Annotated in this window: 17 protein-coding genes; 8 read left to right on the top strand and 9 right to left on the bottom strand. The window is 72.1% G+C overall.

Translation table 11 applies throughout. The features are described from left to right. Positions 1-35 precede the first annotated feature (35 nt). Positions 36-287, top strand: a complete 252-nt coding sequence (locus IE140_RS31220) for a twin-arginine translocase TatA/TatE family subunit (protein WP_109177554.1) — start codon at positions 36-38, stop codon at positions 285-287. Between the two features lie 6 nt (positions 288-293). Here IE140_RS31220 and IE140_RS31215 read toward each other — a convergent pair whose 3' ends face one another. From IE140_RS31215 to IE140_RS31200, 4 genes are all read right to left on the bottom strand, one after another. Then, on the bottom strand, positions 294-1,316 hold the full coding sequence (locus tag IE140_RS31215; protein ID WP_093437806.1) for a hemolysin family protein: 1,023 nt from the start codon (positions 1,314-1,316) through the stop codon (positions 294-296). Then, the gene (locus IE140_RS31210) at positions 1,313-2,671 is read right to left on the bottom strand and encodes a hemolysin family protein (protein ID WP_093437808.1); all 1,359 of its coding nucleotides are present in this window, start codon (positions 2,669-2,671) and stop codon (positions 1,313-1,315) included. The genes IE140_RS31215 and IE140_RS31210 overlap by 4 nt, the downstream gene beginning before the upstream one ends. 336 nt (positions 2,672-3,007) lie before the next feature. Beyond that, complete coding sequence (locus tag IE140_RS31205) at positions 3,008-3,943, bottom strand: M56 family metallopeptidase (RefSeq protein ID WP_150195371.1); 936 nt, start codon at positions 3,941-3,943, stop codon at positions 3,008-3,010. A 2-nt stretch (positions 3,944-3,945) separates the two neighbouring features. Continuing rightward, the gene (locus IE140_RS31200) at positions 3,946-4,377 is read right to left on the bottom strand and encodes a BlaI/MecI/CopY family transcriptional regulator (protein ID WP_093437812.1); all 432 of its coding nucleotides are present in this window, start codon (positions 4,375-4,377) and stop codon (positions 3,946-3,948) included. 255 nt (positions 4,378-4,632) lie between these two features. Between IE140_RS31200 and IE140_RS31195 the strand changes: the two genes are divergently transcribed. From IE140_RS31195 to IE140_RS31185, 3 genes are read left to right on the top strand one after another with little or no spacing between them, the layout of a single operon-like run. Then, on the top strand, positions 4,633-5,208 hold the full coding sequence (locus IE140_RS31195) for a TerD family protein (protein WP_032780050.1): 576 nt from the start codon (positions 4,633-4,635) through the stop codon (positions 5,206-5,208). Between the two features lie 32 nt (positions 5,209-5,240). Then, the gene (locus IE140_RS31190) at positions 5,241-5,822 is read left to right on the top strand and encodes a TerD family protein (protein WP_032780049.1); all 582 of its coding nucleotides are present in this window, start codon (positions 5,241-5,243) and stop codon (positions 5,820-5,822) included. 53 nt (positions 5,823-5,875) lie between these two features. Continuing rightward, a complete protein-coding gene (locus tag IE140_RS31185) occupies positions 5,876-6,634 on the top strand; it encodes a hypothetical protein (protein ID WP_150195369.1) in 759 nt (252 codons plus the stop codon). Here IE140_RS31185 and IE140_RS31180 read toward each other — a convergent pair. The 3 genes from IE140_RS31180 to IE140_RS31170 form a co-directional block, all read right to left on the bottom strand. Next, positions 6,552-7,301: a gamma-glutamyl-gamma-aminobutyrate hydrolase family protein gene (locus IE140_RS31180; RefSeq protein WP_150195367.1), complete on the bottom strand. Its 750-nt coding sequence runs from the start codon at positions 7,299-7,301 to the stop codon at positions 6,552-6,554. The two genes, IE140_RS31185 and IE140_RS31180, sit on opposite strands and share 83 nt — an antisense overlap. Positions 7,302-7,361: 60 nt before the next feature. After that, positions 7,362-8,831: an ethanolamine permease gene (eat, locus tag IE140_RS31175; RefSeq protein ID WP_150195365.1), complete on the bottom strand. Its 1,470-nt coding sequence runs from the start codon at positions 8,829-8,831 to the stop codon at positions 7,362-7,364. Positions 8,832-8,997: 166 nt separating this feature from the next. After that, a complete protein-coding gene (locus tag IE140_RS31170) occupies positions 8,998-9,786 on the bottom strand; it encodes a FadR/GntR family transcriptional regulator (protein ID WP_150195363.1) in 789 nt (262 codons plus the stop codon). Positions 9,787-9,859: 73 nt separating this feature from the next. Between IE140_RS31170 and IE140_RS31165 the strand changes: the two genes are divergently transcribed. From IE140_RS31165 to IE140_RS31155, 3 genes are read left to right on the top strand one after another with little or no spacing between them, the layout of a single operon-like run. Next, the gene (locus tag IE140_RS31165) at positions 9,860-11,224 is read left to right on the top strand and encodes a glutamine synthetase family protein (protein ID WP_150195361.1); all 1,365 of its coding nucleotides are present in this window, start codon (positions 9,860-9,862) and stop codon (positions 11,222-11,224) included. A 50-nt stretch (positions 11,225-11,274) separates the two neighbouring features. Then, positions 11,275-12,657 (top strand): aldehyde dehydrogenase family protein, encoded by a 1,383-nt coding sequence (locus tag IE140_RS31160; RefSeq protein WP_150195359.1) that lies wholly within the window; start codon positions 11,275-11,277, stop codon positions 12,655-12,657. Between the two features lie 5 nt (positions 12,658-12,662). Continuing rightward, positions 12,663-13,448 (top strand): 3-oxoacyl-ACP reductase, encoded by a 786-nt coding sequence (locus IE140_RS31155; RefSeq protein ID WP_150195357.1) that lies wholly within the window; start codon positions 12,663-12,665, stop codon positions 13,446-13,448. A gap of 64 nt (positions 13,449-13,512) precedes the next feature. On the opposite strand, the gene IE140_RS31150 is transcribed toward IE140_RS31155, so the two are convergent. Continuing rightward, positions 13,513-14,718 carry a PucR family transcriptional regulator gene (locus tag IE140_RS31150; RefSeq protein ID WP_150195355.1) on the bottom strand — a complete coding sequence of 402 codons (1,206 nt, stop codon included), beginning with the start codon at positions 14,716-14,718 and terminating at the stop codon, positions 13,513-13,515. Next, a complete protein-coding gene (locus tag IE140_RS31145) occupies positions 14,715-14,867 on the bottom strand; it encodes a hypothetical protein (RefSeq protein WP_165891020.1) in 153 nt (50 codons plus the stop codon). Before IE140_RS31145 ends, IE140_RS31150 begins: the two co-directional genes overlap by 4 nt. Before the next feature lie 186 nt (positions 14,868-15,053). Here IE140_RS31145 and pgfA point away from each other — a divergent pair, with 186 nt between their 5' ends. Next, complete coding sequence (gene pgfA / locus IE140_RS31140) at positions 15,054-16,037, top strand: cell envelope lipid trafficking protein PgfA (protein ID WP_150195353.1); 984 nt, start codon at positions 15,054-15,056, stop codon at positions 16,035-16,037. The last annotated feature ends 78 nt before the right edge of the window (positions 16,038-16,115 follow it).

Here is a 16,115-nt window from a genome sequence, read left to right as displayed (position 1 = left end):
CTCCGTCGTAGACGGCTCCAGAGAAAGCAGCAGCCATGTTGGGGATCGGCGAACTCACCCTCGTTCTTCTTGTGATCGTGGTGGTCCTGAGCATCAAGAGGCTGCCGGATCTGGTTCGGTCCGCCGGCAAGGCCGCCCGCATCCTCAAGAGCGAGAAGCGGGCCCTCAAGGAGCAGGACACCCCGCAGCCCGCTCCCCCGGGCACCGGCCCTGGCGCCGCGAACGACGACGCCCGGCCGACTCCCCGGGTGATCCGCGGGGAGACGACCGAGCGTCGGGACCCGTAGCGCCGCTCAGGCGGCCGTCGGCGGGTGCAGCAGCCTGGCGAGCAGGTCGTCCAGGCTGACCAGTCCGGTGATCCGGCCCTCCCCGTCCCGTACGACGGCGATCGTCGCGCGCCGCTCGCGCAACTGCTCCACCGCGTGCGCCGCGGTGGCGTCCGGGGCGAGTTCCGGGACCGGGCGGGCCAGGTCCCGGGCGAGGACCGCCCGGCCTCCGGCGCGGGCCACGAGGGCGTCCCGGGCGTGCACCGATCCGAGGACCTCCTCCCCGTCCCGTACCAGCAGGCGGGTGCGGTCGGCGTCGGCGGCGGTGGCCAGGACCTCGTCGAGTCCCGCGTCGGCCGGGACGGTCGCGATCCGTTCGGCCGGGATCCGGAGAGTGGAGACCGGGGCCTGCGGTTCGGTCAGGGACCGGGTCATCAGGCCGGAGTCGCCGTGGCTGATCAGCCCCAGCCGCTCGGACTCCTCGATGAGGTGGGTGAGCTGGTCCCGGTTGTGCACCGAGGTCAGCTCGTCGCGCGGGGTGACCCGGCAGAGCCGCACCAGGCCGTTGCTGATCCAGTTCATCAGCCGGATCAGCGGCCGTACGGCGTTGACCAGGGCCCGGAAGGCCGGGCTCAGCAGCATCGCGGAGCGCTCGGGGTGGGCGATGGCCCAGGACTTGGGGGCCATCTCGCCGACGACCATGTGCAGGAAGACGACGACGATCATGGCGAGCGCGAAGGCGATGCCGTAGCTGAGGGCCGCGGGCAGTCCGAGCTTCTCCAGCAGCGGGTCCAGCTCGTGCGAGATGGCCGGCTTGGAGACGGAGCCGAGGCCCAGGGTGCAGATGGTGATGCCGAGCTGGGCGCCCGCCAGCATCAGCGACAGTTCGCGCATTCCGGCGAGCGCGGCCTTGGCACCGCGCTGCCCGCGAGCGGCGGCCTGTTCCATACGGTGTCGTTTGGAGGCGACCAGGGCGAATTCGGCGGCGACGAAGAAGCCGCTGCCGATCAGCAGCAGGACGGTCACGAAGAGGGCCAGGGGGAAGCTCATGCCTGCGGCTCCTGTCCGGTGCGATCGGCGTCGGCGGTCCGATCGGGCTCAGCGGTGCGGTCCTCGCGCTCGATGCGGACGTACTCGGCGACGTGCCGGTCCAGCGAGCGGACGGCGATCCGGACACCGGAGACCGTCAGCCGGTCCCCCACCGTCGGGAAGCGGCCCAGCCGGTCGATGATCAGTCCGGCCAGGGTGTCGTAGTCGTCGCTCTCCTGGGGCAGTTCGATCCCGGTGGCCTCCTCGATCTCGTCGAGGCGGCGGCCGGCGTCCACGATCCAGCCGGAGCCGTCGGCGACCGCGAGTTCGACGACGGTGTCGGACTCGTCGGCGATGTCCCCGACGAGCTCCTCGGCGATGTCCTCGTACGTGACGATCCCGGCGAGACCGCCGTGCTCGTCCAGGACCACGGCGAACTCGTCGTCCCGCTCCCGCATCTGCGCGACCGCCGCCGGGAGCTTGAGCAGTTCCGGCAGCAGGAGGGGGCGGCGGGCCAGGGAGCCGACGGTGGTGCTCGCGACGTCGGCGGCGGGCAGCCGCATCAGCTCCCGTACGCCGATGACGCCGGCCGGGTCGTCCGGGTGGTCCCCGAGCACCGGGTAGTTGGAGTGCCCGTGCCGGGCGATCAGCTCGACGGCCTCGGTGGCGGGGGCGTCGCGGCGGACGAACGCCACGTCGGCGCGCGGGATCATCACCTCGCCCAGGGTCCGCTCGGAGAACTCCAGGGCGTGGTCGATCAGTTCGGCGGTGGCGGCGGGCAGCTCGCCCTGTTCGTGGGATTCGCCGATGAGGTGGCCCAGCTCCTCCAGGGTGGCGCCGTGGTGCAGTTCCTCGACGGGTTCGATGCCGATCCGGCGCAGCAGCCGGTTGGCGGCGCTGTCGAAGATACGGATCACCGGGCCGACGGCCCGGAGGTAGATCAGAGTGGAGGCGGCCAGGGACTTCGCCATCCGCTCCGGGATGGCGAGGGCCAGGTTCTTCGGGGCGAGTTCACCCAGGACCATCTGGATGACGGTCGCCACCACGAAGGACAGCACGACGGAGATGCCGGAGACCACGCCGTCGGGTACGCCGGTGCCGCTGAGGGCGGGCCGCAGCAGCGTGGAGACGGACGGCTCGGCGAGGAAGCCGACGATCAGCCCGGTGACGGTGATGCCGAGCTGTGCCCCGGAGAGCATGAACGAGAGACGCTCCAGCACCTTCACGGCGCGGGCGGCCCGTTTGTCACCGGCCGCCGCCTCGCGCGAGAGGGTGAGGCGGTCGGCCGAGACGTAGGCGAACTCCTGGGCCACGAAGTAGCCGGTTCCCGCGGTCAGGACGAAGACGGCCAGGAGGCCGAACAGCGCGGCGATCACCGGTTTCCCGCCCCGTGGGAGCGGCGTCCGGGCCGGGCCGTGGCCGCCTCGTCGGCGGCGGGCCGGATGCGGTGGAAGTCAGGCCCCGGAGGGCGAAGGTCAGGCCCCGAAGGGCCCGTACTGGCATACAACGCGTGGCTCCTGTCCGGCTGGGTGGTTCCAGCCACTGTGTGGAGGGGTGGGGCCCGCTCCGCCGCGCCGGTACGTTCCCGGCTCTGCCCACGGTCGGGCCTGCGGTCCATGAACTCTACAGCGGAGTAGATGGGCAGTCCGGGGGTGGCTGCCGTGACGAGAACCGTACGCCAAAGGGGCATCTCATTACTGAACGGACACCTGCTACAGCGGGGTCGCCGCCTCCAGGACGAGGAACAGAGCGACGGCCGCGTTCAGCGAGGACAGTGCGGAGACGGTCGTCCCGGCCGCGGCGACGAGCGCGGCGGCCCCGGCCGGCGTGAGGGCCGGGGGCCAACTCCGGTCCGGCGGTACCGGCCCCAGGAGCGCCGCCACCCGGCGGGGCACCGGGCCCGCGGTGGCGAAGGCGGCGAAGGCCGCTCCGCCGGGCATCGGGCGGGCGACGAGCGCCGCCTTGCCGACCGCGCGGGCGGTCAGCCGGCGGTCGCCGGTGACCCGGGCCGCCTCCTCGTCCGCCCAGCGCTCCGTGCTGTAGACCAGGGCCCCGAGCAACGGCCACAGCAGGGGGTTGACGCAGCCGGCCAGCCGGGTCGCGAGCAGCAGCCGGTGATGACGCCCGGTCAGGTGGGCCCGCTCATGGGCGAACAGCGCCCGGCGCTCGGCCGGTTCGAGGCAGGCGAGCATGGCCGTGGAGACCATCACCCGCCCCGGGGAGCCGGGGAGCGCGTAGGCGTACGGGACGGCGTCGGGCAGCACGGCGACGTCGCCGGCCCGCCCCAGTCCGCGGAGCGCCCGGTGGGCCCGGGACCGGAAGCGGAAGTGGCGGTGGACGGTGAATCCGCAGGCCGCGGCCACCACGACGAGCGCCAGGATGGACGCCTTGCCCGCGAACGCGTCGTGCGGTACGGCCTCGCGGACCTCGTCGTCGGACCAGCCGTCGGGCAGCGGGTTGCCGGGCAGCTGGGCAGTGCCCACGACCACCAGCAGTCCGAGGCACAGCAGGCTGCAGGAAGCGAGGATGACGGCGACGGTGGTGAGCAGCCGGGCCGCCCTGCGGGGGTGCAGATGCTGTTCGGCCAGGCGCGCGATCGGCAGCGCGGTCAGGGGCAGCACGAGGGGCAGGTAGACGAAGACCCCCATCGTCAGCGCTCCGGCCGGTCCGAGGGCGCGCCGGTGCCGTCGGGTCCGCTCTCGGCGAGCAGGGACCGCAGCAGGTCCTCGTCGTGGGAGGAGAGGACGGAGACGAAGCTGGAGAGCACCGCGTCCCGGTCGCTCTGCTTGTCGAGGAGCCGGCGCATCCGCAGGGCGGCCAGGCCCGCCTCGTTCGCGACGGGCTCCCACAGGACGGGGCGCCCCCGCCCGGTGCGCGCGACCGCCTGCTTGGCGTGCAGCCGGGTCAGGATGGTGATGACCGTGCTGTACGAGAGGTCCGCGCCGAGCCGTTCCAGCACCCAGGCGGCGGTCACCGGCTCGCTCGCCTCGCCCAGCACCGACAGCACCTGGGCCTCCAGCTCGCCCTGGCCGCGCCTGCGGGCGGGCGTCTCCCGATCGCCACCGGCTCTTTCGGCGTTCACGGCGCGGCCCCTCTCTCCGTCTTCTCCGGCTCGCCGTCCGGCTCTCCCCGTTCGGCCGCCCGGCCGTGGCGCTGGACCCGCCGGACATCGGGGAATCGTATCCAGTCGGCGGAGGGACCGGCCACCGACCGGCGTGAGACCGTTCGTCCCCGGCCGGGGCGGACGACTCCCGCCCGCGGCCCGCCCGCCTCCTGGCCCGGCAAATCTACAGTGCTGTAGATTTTCTTCACCGCTGCCGGACAAAGGGAGAAGATCATGGGTGTGAGCCTCGCCAAGGGTGGAAACGTCTCGCTGAGCAAGGAGGCTCCCGGGCTGACCGCGGTCCTCGTCGGTCTCGGCTGGGACGTCCGCACCACCACCGGCACCGACTACGACCTGGACGCGAGCGCGCTGCTCTGCGACGAGTCGGGCAAGGTGCTGTCCAACGGGCACTTCGTCTTCTACAACAACCTGAAGAGCCCCGACGGTTCGGTCGAGCACACCGGCGACAACCTCACCGGCGAGGGTGAGGGCGACGACGAGATCGTCAAGGTCGATCTCGTCTCGGTGCCCGCGGACGTCGCGAAGATCGTGTTCCCGGTCTCGATCCACGACGCCCAGAGCCGGGGCCAGAGCTTCGGCCAGGTCCGCAACGCGTACATCCGGGTGGTGAACCAGGCGGGCGGCGCGGAGATCGCCCGCTACGACCTCAGCGAGGACGCCTCCACCGAGACGGCGATGGTCTTCGGCGAGCTGTACCGGCACGGCGCGGAGTGGAAGTTCCGTGCGGTCGGGCAGGGTTACGCATCCGGGCTGAGCGGCATCGTCGCCGACTTCGGCGTCAGTCTCTGAACCGCTCGGACACGATCACGGAAGGCGGAACGATGACGATCAACCTCACCAAGGGCCAGCAGGTCAGCCTCACCAAGTCCGGCGGCGGCGAGCTCGACGTCGTACGGATGGGTCTCGGCTGGAAGTCCGCTCCCCGCAAGGGGTTTCTGGCGCGGCTGACCGCGCGCGAGATCGACCTGGACGCCTCGGCGGTGCTCTTCGCCGGCCGGGACCCGCAGGACGTGGTCTTCTTCCAGCATCTGGTCAGCGACGACGGCTCGGTCCAGCACACCGGGGACAACCGGGTCGGCGGGGCGGGCCAGGGCGGCGACGACGAGTCCATCGTCGTCGACCTGCGGCGCGTACCCGCCCATGTGGACCAGATCGTCTTCACGGTGAACTCGTTCACCGGCCAGACCTTCGAGGAGGTCGAGGCGGCCTTCTGCAGGCTGGTCGACGAGAGCAACGGCCAGGAGCTGGCCCGGTACACCCTGACCGGTGGCGGGCGGCACACCGCCCAGATCATGGCCAAGGTGCAGCGGACCGGCTCGGGCTGGCAGATGACCGCGATCGGCGCGGCGGCGGACGGACGGACCTTCCAGGACCTCATGCCCGCGGTCGCGCAGCACCTGTAGCTCCTCGCCCCACACGTATCGACGATCGACGCACCTATCGACCGAGGGACAGCATGGGCAGACCTTCCCGGCTCGGGGACGAGGACCGGTCCGACTACGCGAGCGTGCTCGACGAGGTGATCGCCTCCTCGGAGATCCGGCGTCTGCTGGAGCTCTCGGGAACCCCCGTCGACCGGCTGCGCGTCCGGGGTCTGGCGGCCGTGGCGCGCACGACGGCCGCCGCCGACGCGGAGTACCGCAGGTACACGGCTCTGCGGCTCCGGGCGCGGGGCGCGCAGGGCGGGCGACGGGGTGACGGGGCGGCGCCGCTCTCCGGTCCCGGCGATCAGGAGCGGCCGGGGGCCGGGGTGCTGGCGGTCCTCGGGGTGCTGACGCCGGTGCTCGCCGCCGTGGCTGCGGCGACGTTCCTGCTGCTCGGGTACGGTCTGCGGCTCGCCGGTGCCCTGTCCGCCCTGGCGGACACCCTGGTCGGCGTCGGCTGGTTCAGTCTGGCGGTCGCGGCGGCCACGGCCCTGGTCAGTGCGGTCGCCCTCTACCGGACGGCGGCGAAGCAGTCGGCGGCGGACGCGGTGGCCGTGCCCGGTCCGTCCGCCGCCGACTCCCCCGCACTCGCGCAGGCCCGTCAGCTGTGGCTCGTGGCGCTGCGCGACCGAGGGATCCGGCCGTTCCTTCTCCAGGAGCTGGCCGGGGCGGCGGCGCCGGGTGCGGGCGAGGGGCGCGGCTCCCGGTTCAGCTCACCGGCGTTCGCCGGGCCCGACTACGCCCGTCCGGGGTTCGAGGGGTCGGCGCCGCCCGCTCCCCGGCGGCCCTGACCAGGGCGGCCATGACCCGGGTGTCCTGGCCCATCTCCGGGTGCCACTGCACCCCGAGCACCAGGCTTGCGCGGTCCGGGAGTTCCAGGGCCTCCACGGTCCCGTCCGGGGCGTGGGCGGAGGCCACCAGGCCGGTGCCGAGGCGGTCGACCGCCTGGTGGTGGTAGGCGGGCACCATGGCGGTCTCGGGGACGGCGTCCGCGTAGGCGGTGCCGGTCACGGGGGTCACCGGGTGGCTGCCGAAGACGCCGAGGCCGCCGGTGTGGTCCTCCAGGTGCTGGATCAGCGTGCCGCCGAGGGCGACGTTGAGCAGCTGCATGCCCCGGCAGATGCCGAGCAGGGGCACCCGCTGGTCGATGGCCGCCCGGATCAACGCCAGCTCCCAGGCGTCGCGTTCGCGGGCCGGGGGGCCGGTACGGGGGTCGGCGACCGCCCCGTACCGGGCGGGCTCGACGTCCGCTCCCCCGGCGATCACCAGCCCGTCCAGGGCGGCGACGGTGTCCCGGGCCGCGTCCTCGGCGTCGTCGGGCGGCAGCAGCACCGCGAGCCCGCCCGCCGCCCGGACGAGGCGCGGGTAGGCGGCGGGCAGCAGCACCGCGGGCATCTCCCACACCCCCCACCGGGCGGGGTCCTGGTAGGTGCTGATGCCGATGACGGGCCGGGGCATGGAACGTACTCCTTCGGATCGGTCGGGGATGGCGTGGGCGGCCGGGGGTGCCCGGTGTGCTCAGTCGCGGGCGAGTTCGGCCTCGGCCGCCGCCAGTGCGGCGAACTCCTCCTCCGGGGCTCCCGCAACCAGCCGGTGACGGCTGTAGAAGGCGAAGTAGGCCAGCGCCACCGCGTAAACGGCGAGAGCGATGAACGCCGCGTCGCGGTCCACCAGGAAGGTCGCCACCAGGGCCGAGCATGCCAGAGCGAAGGCGACGGACGAGGTGAGCGCGCCGCCGGGGGTGCGGTAGGGGCGCGGCAGCTCCGGTTCGCGGCGACGCAGCACCATGTGGGAGAGGGCCATCAGCGCGTAGCTGATGGTGGCGCCGAAGACGGCGACGTTCAGCATCCGGCCGCCGTTGCCGCTCCAGGCGGCGAGCGTGAAGCCGATGACCCCGGGGATCAGCAGGCCGAGGTAGGGGGACTTGCGGCGGTTGGTGAGGGAGAGGAAGCGGGGCAGGTAGCCCGCCCGGGAGAGGGCGAAGAGCTGGCGGGAGCCGGCGAAGATCAGGGAGAAGAAGGAGGCGACGAGTCCGGCGAGGCCCGCGTAGTTCACGAAGCGGCTCAGGGCGGTCGGTTCGCCGTCGCCCTGGAGGGCCACCACGAGCGGGTTTCCGGCCTCCTTGATGGCGTTCGCGCCCTGGGCGCCGGTGGCGGAGACGAAGGTGATGAGGGCCAGGAAGACCAGCACGGCCAGCGAGATGGCCAGGGCCCTGGGCATCGAGCGGACCGGGTCCTTGGCCTCCTCGGCGGCGAGCGGCACGCCCTCCACCCCGAGGAAGAACCACATGCCGAAGGGGAAGGCGGCCCAGATCCCGAGGAGTCCGTACGGCAGCCAGGAGGAGGAGCCGAAGGCGGAGGCGTCGGCCGGGATGTCGTTGAGGCGGCCCGCGTCGAACTCGGTGAACGCGCCGACGGCGAAGATCAGCAGCGCGGCCACCGCGATGGCGGTCACCACCATGCTGAAGCGGAGCGCCTCGCCGACGCCCCAGAGGTGGATGCCGATGAAGATCGCGAAGCAGGCGAGGTAGACGGGCCAGCCGGAGGTGAGGCCGAACAGGCCGAGCGATTCGACGTAGTCGCCGATGAAGAGGGAGATGGCGGCGGGGGCGAGGATGTACTCGATGAGGATGGCCGTCCCCGTCAGGAAGCCGCCCCAGGTGCCGAGCGCCCGCCGGGCGAAGCCGTAACCGCCGCCCGCCGTGGGGAGGATGGCGGAGAGTTCGGCCAGCGCGAAGACCAGACACGCGTACATGACGCCCATCAGGACCATGGCCACGGCGAGTCCGCCGAAGCCGCCCTTGGACAGGCCGATGTTCCAGCCGGAGAAGTCCCCGGACACGACGTAGGCGACGCCGAGTCCGGTCAGCAGGAGCCAGCCGGCGCTGCCGCGGCGCAGGGTCCGGCGGTGCAGATACGCGTCCGTGCCGGACTTCGCCGGGCTCGCGTCACCGGGGGGTCCGGCGGATGTTTCGGTTCCCTGAGCCATGAGGCGCTCCAGATGTGGGTCGACTTCATCGTTGGAACTGCTTCGATCAAAGGTTCGTCGGCACACCTTTGTGGAACGTGGCGGCGCCTGGCAAGGGGCGTGCGTTAAAGAGTGGTTACGGATGCGCCTCGCCGGACGCCGTGGACCCGGGCGCCACACCCCCGGCTCAGGCGAGGAAGCCGCGCAGCAGGGCGGCCGTGCCGCCGCAGTGTTCCCGCATCATCTCGCGCGCCGCGTCCGGGGCACGGTCGAGGACCGCCTCGACGACGGCCGCGTGCTGCTGCTGGGAGTGCTCCAGGTTGCGCACCAGCAGCGGGATGCAGTCGAGCAGTTCGTTGAGGGTGGCCCGGACGCCGGCGTACTGGGCGGCGAGCGTACGGGAGCCGGAGAGTTCGGCGAGGGTGAGGTGGAGCAGGGTGTCCTGGCGGCGGTAGTCCTCCAGCCGGGCGCCCCGGGTGGCGTCGAGCGCCCCCCGCAGCCGGTCTTCGGCCTCCGCCGTGAGCCCTTCGGCGCACAGGCCCGCGGCTCCGGCCTCCAGCACCTCACGGAAGCGCAGGGTGTCCTCGACGTCGACGGCGGCGATGCGGCGGCGCAGTTCACCGCTGCCGTCGGGGGCGGCGGTGCGCGGCAGGACGAAGGTACCTCCGTAGCGGCCTCGGCGGCTCTCGACCATGTCCTGGTCCTGGAGGACCTTGAGGACCTCGCGCAGCATCACCCTGCTGATCCGCAGATGCTGGGACAACTCACGTTCGGAGGGCAGGCGTTCGCCCGGTGGTACGAGGCCCAGGCGCAGGAGCTGGAGGATCTGCTCCAGGGCCTCCTCGAAGCCGTTGCCCGCGCGGACCGGGCGCAGCACGGAGTCCAGCGGGCCGGGCGCGGGATCGCCCGCGGCCCCTTCCCTGTCGCCTGCCCGTGCCGCCGGACGGGTGTCGTCCGCTCTTCCGCTCGTGGCCACTGGCGGATCCCCTTCCCAAGCAATGGTTCTCTGTCATACCTTAAGCCTCCCGGTTCACCCAAGGAGGCATCCCGTGGCAGACCGCACACCCCCGCTCGGCATCGAGGAGCTCCGCTCACGGGTCGCGGACGGGTCGATAGACACCGTGGTGCTGGCCTTCCCGGACATGCAGGGCCGGCTTCAGGGGAAGCGGTTCGCGGCCGGGTTCTTCCTCGACGAGGTGCTGGAGCACGGCACCGAGGGCTGCAACTACCTCCTGGCCGTGGACACCGAGATGCAGACGGTCGACGGTTACACGATGTCCTCGTGGGAGAACGGCTACGGCGACTTCGGCATGGTCCCCGACCCCGCCACCCTGCGCCCCGTCCCGTGGCACGAGGGGACCGCCCTGCTGATCGCGGATCTCGCCTGGCACGACGGCAGTCCGGTGGTGGCCGCCCCCCGGCAGATCCTGCGCCGCCAGCTCGACCGGCTGGCGGAGCGCGGCTGGACGGCCCAGGTCGGCACGGAGCTGGAGTTCATCGTCTTCCGGGACAGCTACGAGGAGGCCTGGGACCGCGACTACCGCGGGCTGACCCCGGCCAACCAGTACAACATCGACTACTCGATCCTCGGCACCGGCCGCATCGAGCCGCTGCTGCGCCGGATCCGCAACGAGATGCAGCGGGCGGGGCTGACCGTCGAGTCCGCCAAGGGCGAGTGCAATCCCGGCCAGCACGAGATCGTCTTCCGTTACGACGAGGCGCTCACCACCTGCGACCAGCACGCCGTCTACAAGACGGGCGCCAAGGAGATCGCGGCCCAGGAGGGCGTCTCGCTGACCTTCATGGCCAAGTACGACGAGCGCGAGGGCAACTCCTGCCACATCCACCTCTCGCTGACCGACGCGGACGGCGAGAACGTGATGGCGGGCGAAGGCCCGGACGGCATGTCCGAGGTGATGCGCCACTTCCTGGCCGGGCAGCTCGCCGCCCTGCGGGACTTCTCCCTCCTCTACGCCCCCAACATCAACTCCTACAAACGCTTCCAGCCCGGCTCCTTCGCCCCGACCGCGGTCGCCTGGGGCGTCGACAACCGCACCTGCGCCCTGCGGGTCGTCGGCCACGGGCGCTCGATGCGCTTCGAGAACCGGCTGCCCGGCGGCGACGTCAACCCGCATCTGGCCGTCGCCGGACTGGTCGCCGCCGGACTGTACGGGGTCGAGCACCGGCTGGAGCTGCCCGAGGCCTGTACGGGCAACGCCTACACCGCCGAATACGACCAGGTGCCGACGACCCTGCGCGAGGCCGCCGAACTGTGGGAGGCCAGCCAGATCGCCAAGGAGGCGTTCGGCGAGGAGGTCGTCGCCCATTACCTGAACATGGCCCGGGTCGAACTGGCCGCGTACGACTCCGCGGTGACCGACTGGGAGCTGCGCCGCTCCTTCGAACGCCTCTGATCCTTCGAACGCCTCTGACCACCACCCGCTTCCCTGATCGGGGTCCGTACGTGTCACAACCCACCCTGGACGTCCTCAATCCGGCGACCGCCGAGGTCATCGCCACCGTCCCCGCCGCCTCCGCCGCCGATGTGGACGCCGCCGTCACCCGTGCGGCGGCCGCCCAGCGCTCCTGGGCCGCCGCCGCGCCCGCCGACCGGGCCCGGCTGCTGCGCCGATTCGCCGTAGTCGTCGACGAACACCTGGAGGAACTGGCCCAGTTGGAGGTCCGGGAGGCCGGTCACACCATCGGGAACGCCCGGTGGGAGGCGGGCAACGTCCGCGATCTGCTCGACTACAGCGCGGGCGGGGCCGAACGGCTGCTCGGCCGGCAGATCCCGGTGGCGGGCGGCATCGACTTCACGGTCCTGGAGCCGCTGGGCGTCGTCGGGATCATCGCCCCATGGAACTTCCCCATGCCGATCGCCGCTTGGGGCCTCGCCCCGGCCCTCGCGGCGGGCAACGCCGTCCTTCTCAAGCCCGCCGAGACGACGCCGCTGACCGCTCTGCGGCTGGCCGAACTCGCCCTGCAGGCGGGCCTTCCCGAGGGTCTCTTCCAGGTGCTGCCCGGCGAGGGCCCGGTGGCCGGGAGCGCGCTGGTCGAGCACCCGGGCGTCGCGAAGATCGTGTTCACCGGCTCCACCCGGACCGGGAAGCACATCATGACCCGCTGCGCCGAGCGCGTGAAGCGGCTCACCCTGGAGCTGGGCGGCAAGAGCCCCAACGTCGTCTTCGCCGACGCCGATGTGGAGGCCGCGGCGGTGGCCGCCCCGATGTCCTTCCTGGACAACGCGGGTCAGGACTGCTGCGCCAGGACCCGGATCCTGGTCGAGCGGTCCGTGTACGACCGGTTCCTCGACGCCCTCGTCCCGGCCGTGTCCGCCGTCGTGGTGGGTGACCCGGCCGACGAGAGGACGCAGATGGGGCCGCTGATCTCGGCCGTCCAGCGGGACCGGGTCCGGGGGCTCGTCGACGGCGGCCGGGAGGCCGACGGCGTACGGGCGATGCTCGGCAAGGCTCCCGAGGGGCCCGGGTTCTGGTACCCGCCGACCGTCCTCGCCGGGGTCGCGCCCGACGCTCCGGTGGCCGTCGAGGAGGTCTTCGGGCCGGTGGCCGTCGTGCTGCCGTTCGAGGACGAGGCGGACGCGCTGCGGCTGGCCAACGCCACCGACTACGGGCTCTCCGGCTCGGTCTGGACCCGGGACGTGGGCCGGGCGCTGCGCGTGAGCCAGGGGCTGCGGGCGGGCAACCTCTCCGTCAACTCGCACTCCAGCGTGCGCTATTCGACCCCCTTCGGCGGCTACAAGCAGTCGGGTCTGGGCCGCGAGCTCGGCCCGGACGCCCTGGCCGCCTTCACCGAAACCAAGAACGTCTTCATCAGCACGGAGGCCTGAGCACCATGACCGACACTTCTTCCGTCTGCCGCCGCCTGGTCGGCCGCACCGCCGTCGTCACCGGGGCCGGCAGCGGCATCGGTCTGGCCACCGTGCGGCGGCTGGCCGCCGAGGGCGCCCATGTCGTCTGCGCCGATGTGGACGAGGAGCGCGGCAAGGCCGCCGCCGAGGAGGCCGCCGGGCTCTTCGTCCGGACCGACGTCACCGACGCCGAGGAGGTGGACGCCCTGTTCAAGGCCGCCCACGACACCTACGGGTCGGTCGACATCGCGTTCAACAACGCGGGGATCTCGCCGCCCGACGACGACTCCATCCTGGACACCGGTCTGGAGGCGTGGAAGCGGGTGCAGGAGGTCAACCTCACCTCGGTCTACCTCTGCTGCAAGGCGGCCATCCCCTACATGCGCGCGCAGGGCAGGGGCTCCATCATCAACACGGCCTCGTTCGTGGCCCGGATGGGCGCGGCCACCTCGCAGATCTCGTACACCGCGTCCAAGGGCGGGGTGCTGGCGATGTCGCGCGAGCTGGGGGTGCAGTTCGCGCGGAACGGCATCCGCGTCAACGCGCTCTGCCCGGGGCCGGTCAACACCCCGCTGCTCCAGGAGCTGTTCGCCAAGGACCCGGAGCGGGCCGCCCGGCGGCTGGTCCACATCCCGGTCGGACGGTTCGCCGAGCCGACGGAGATCGCCGCCGCCGTGGCGTTCCTGGCGAGCGACGACTCCTCGTTCGTGAACGCCACGGACTTCCTGGTCGACGGCGGGATCGCCGGGGCGTACGTCACCCCGGTCTAGAACGGGCGCAGAACGCACCGCGGCCCGCACGTCCGAGGACGTGCGGGCCGCGTCGGCTTCGGCCTCACCCCTGAGCCGGGGCCAGGTCGCCCCGCAGCCGCTGGGCGCGGAGCACGAGCAGCATCTCGAACCGCTGGTCCGGTTCGTCGATGGCGTCGCCCCACAGCTCGCGGATCTGCCGCAGCCGGTAGCGGGCCGTCTGGGGGTGGACGCCGAGGCGGGCGGCCACCTCGGGGGCGCCGCCGGGGGTCTCGATCCAGGCGAGCAGGGTCTCGGCCAGCCGCCGCGACTGGGTCGGGCTGAGGCCGTCCAGCGGGGCGAGGCAGCGGCGGGCGGAGGCGTCGATCAGCTCCTGGGCCGGCAGCAGGACCAGCTCCTCCACGCGCTCGGTGCAGTGCAGCACCTCGCCCTGCGGGAGCAGGTCCTTCTTGATCAGCTGGACCGCCGTCTCCGCCCAGCGCAGCGAGGTCGCGGCGGCGGCCAGCGGGACCGCCGGGCCGATCGCCCCGGACCAGCCCGCCGTGGCCCGTCGCAGGGTCTCCACGCGGCCCGCCGTGTCCGGGTCCGGGATGACGATGCGCGGCTGCTCGCTCTCCATCTCCAGCAGGATGCCCTGGCCGACGGCCGGGGCCACCGCCTCCCGGGCGGGGCGGATGAGGACGCCCACCGCGATCGTCTCGGGAAGCTCCCAGCCGATGCGAGCGGCCCGCTCGGCCAGGGTCCGGGTCGATTCGACACGGTGCTCCATGAGCAGCATCTCGATCAGCTGGCGCTGGAGGCGGAGGCGTTCGCTGGCGCGCCGGGCCGCCGCCTCGGCGTAGCCCCGTACCGACTGTTCCACGAGCCCGTCCAGATACTCGAATCCCGATTCGGCCAGCTCGTACATGGCGGGCGCCGGGATGTCGACCTGCTGGCCGATCTCGGCGAGCCTGCGCCAGGTGAGCCGGACGCCGAAGCGGTAGATGGCCTGGAGCGAGTCGAGGCTGCGGCCCTCCAGGCCCTCGCCCCGTCCGAACTCCTGGAACATCTCCGGCGGCACGCGGGGGTGCGCGCCGGAGGTCAGGTTGTCGACGAACCCCTCGATGGCACGGCGGATGCCGACCAGGGCCAGCGGCTCCCCGGACTCGTCCTCGACGAGGTGGAGGTAGGGGTAGTCCCGGCGGATCGCGTGCAGGATCGTCTGGGCGAGCTCCGGGGCCTCGGACAGGGCGATGGTGGCGAACCGGTCCAGCTGGGACCGGGGCACCTCCTGCCAGGCCGTGCGCGTCATGGAGCCGCCGGTGCGGTGTCGTAGCTGATCAGTGGCGTATTGGGCTGGTCGGGGGTGGCGTCGAGCAGTGCCACGACACCGACCGCCGCACCTACGGCGAGCGCCGCGGCCACCACGGCGGTGGAAAGAGCGGCGATGAGTCTGCGCATAGTCGGGTCAGCTCCTTGCTGGAGGCGATCCCCACCCCGTTGAGCCGGGCCCCTCCGGCTCCCACACAGTGTCGACAGGTCATTGACATCTCGTCAAGGCCTTGCTTACTGTTCACGCCAATCAAGGGCTGACCGGCCCGGGGCCCGTGCACCTCCGCGAAGAGATTTCGACCCAGGAGTGCCCGGATGCGCCGCAATGCTTCACCCCTCTCGCTCGTTCTGCTGGGGGCGGGGGTCTTTCTGCTCGTCCTCGCACCACTGCTCGTCTGGTATGTCCAGCCGCATGCCAAGCGCACCCCGACAGACATCGACACCACCACCGTGTTCACCGGTACCGGAAGCTATTTCGACACCGGCAAGGTGGAGACGGTCGAGGACGAGACGATCACGATCACCCGGCAGGTGCGCGGGGACGTGGCCGACAGCGAGAAGAGCGGCAACGCCGTCTGGGACGTGTCCACGTCCGTCGACCACGACGCGACGCTGCCCGCCTCCGATCCCCGTGACGCCCTCCAGTGGACGCTGGAGCGCTGGGTGACCGACCGCACCACCAACGAGCCGGTGCACTGCTGCGAGGAGTCCCCGACGTTCGACGGGGAGGCCTACCTCAAGTTCCCCTTCGACGTCGAGAAGCGCGCCTACCGCTGGTGGGACAGCACGCTCGGCGGTGTGGTGCGGCTCTCCTTCGAGGGCGAGAAGAAGATCCAGGGCTACGCCGGCTACCTGTTCAAGGGCGAGGTCGAGCCCACGAAGACCGGGGTGCGTCAGGTGCCCGGGCTGCTCGTGGACCGGAAGAAGACGCCCCAGGTGCTGGCCGAGGAGTGGTATTCCAACAGCGGCATCGAACTGGTCGTGGACAAGCGCACCGGCCGCATCATCAACGCGGCGATCGGCCCGAAGAAGACACTGCGCGCGCCCGGCTCGAAGAAGGACGCCGTGGTGCTGCTGGAGAGCAAGCGGGTGGAGTTCACCGAGGCGACCCAGAAGAAGCAGGTCGAGCTGGCGTCCGCGGACAGCGACCGGCTGGCGATGCTCGGTGAGACCGCCCCGACGGGAGCGGCCGGGATCGGGCTCGTACTCACGGTCGTGGGCGTCGTCCTCGTCGTCCGGGGGCGCCGGGAGGCTCCGGAGGCCCAGAACACTCACATGATGACGAGTACGCACACCTGAGTTACCCGCAAGTTGTTGCTCCGGTGAGTAGCCGGGCGGTAACCCGTGCCGAAAACTGTCTATCCCCACCAGAGCACG

The sequence above is a fragment of the Streptomyces parvus genome (assembly GCF_014648875.1).
GTDB classification, from domain to species: Bacteria; Actinomycetota; Actinomycetes; order Streptomycetales; family Streptomycetaceae; genus Streptomyces; species Streptomyces parvus.
This window is presented reverse-complemented; position numbering and strand designations above follow the sequence as displayed.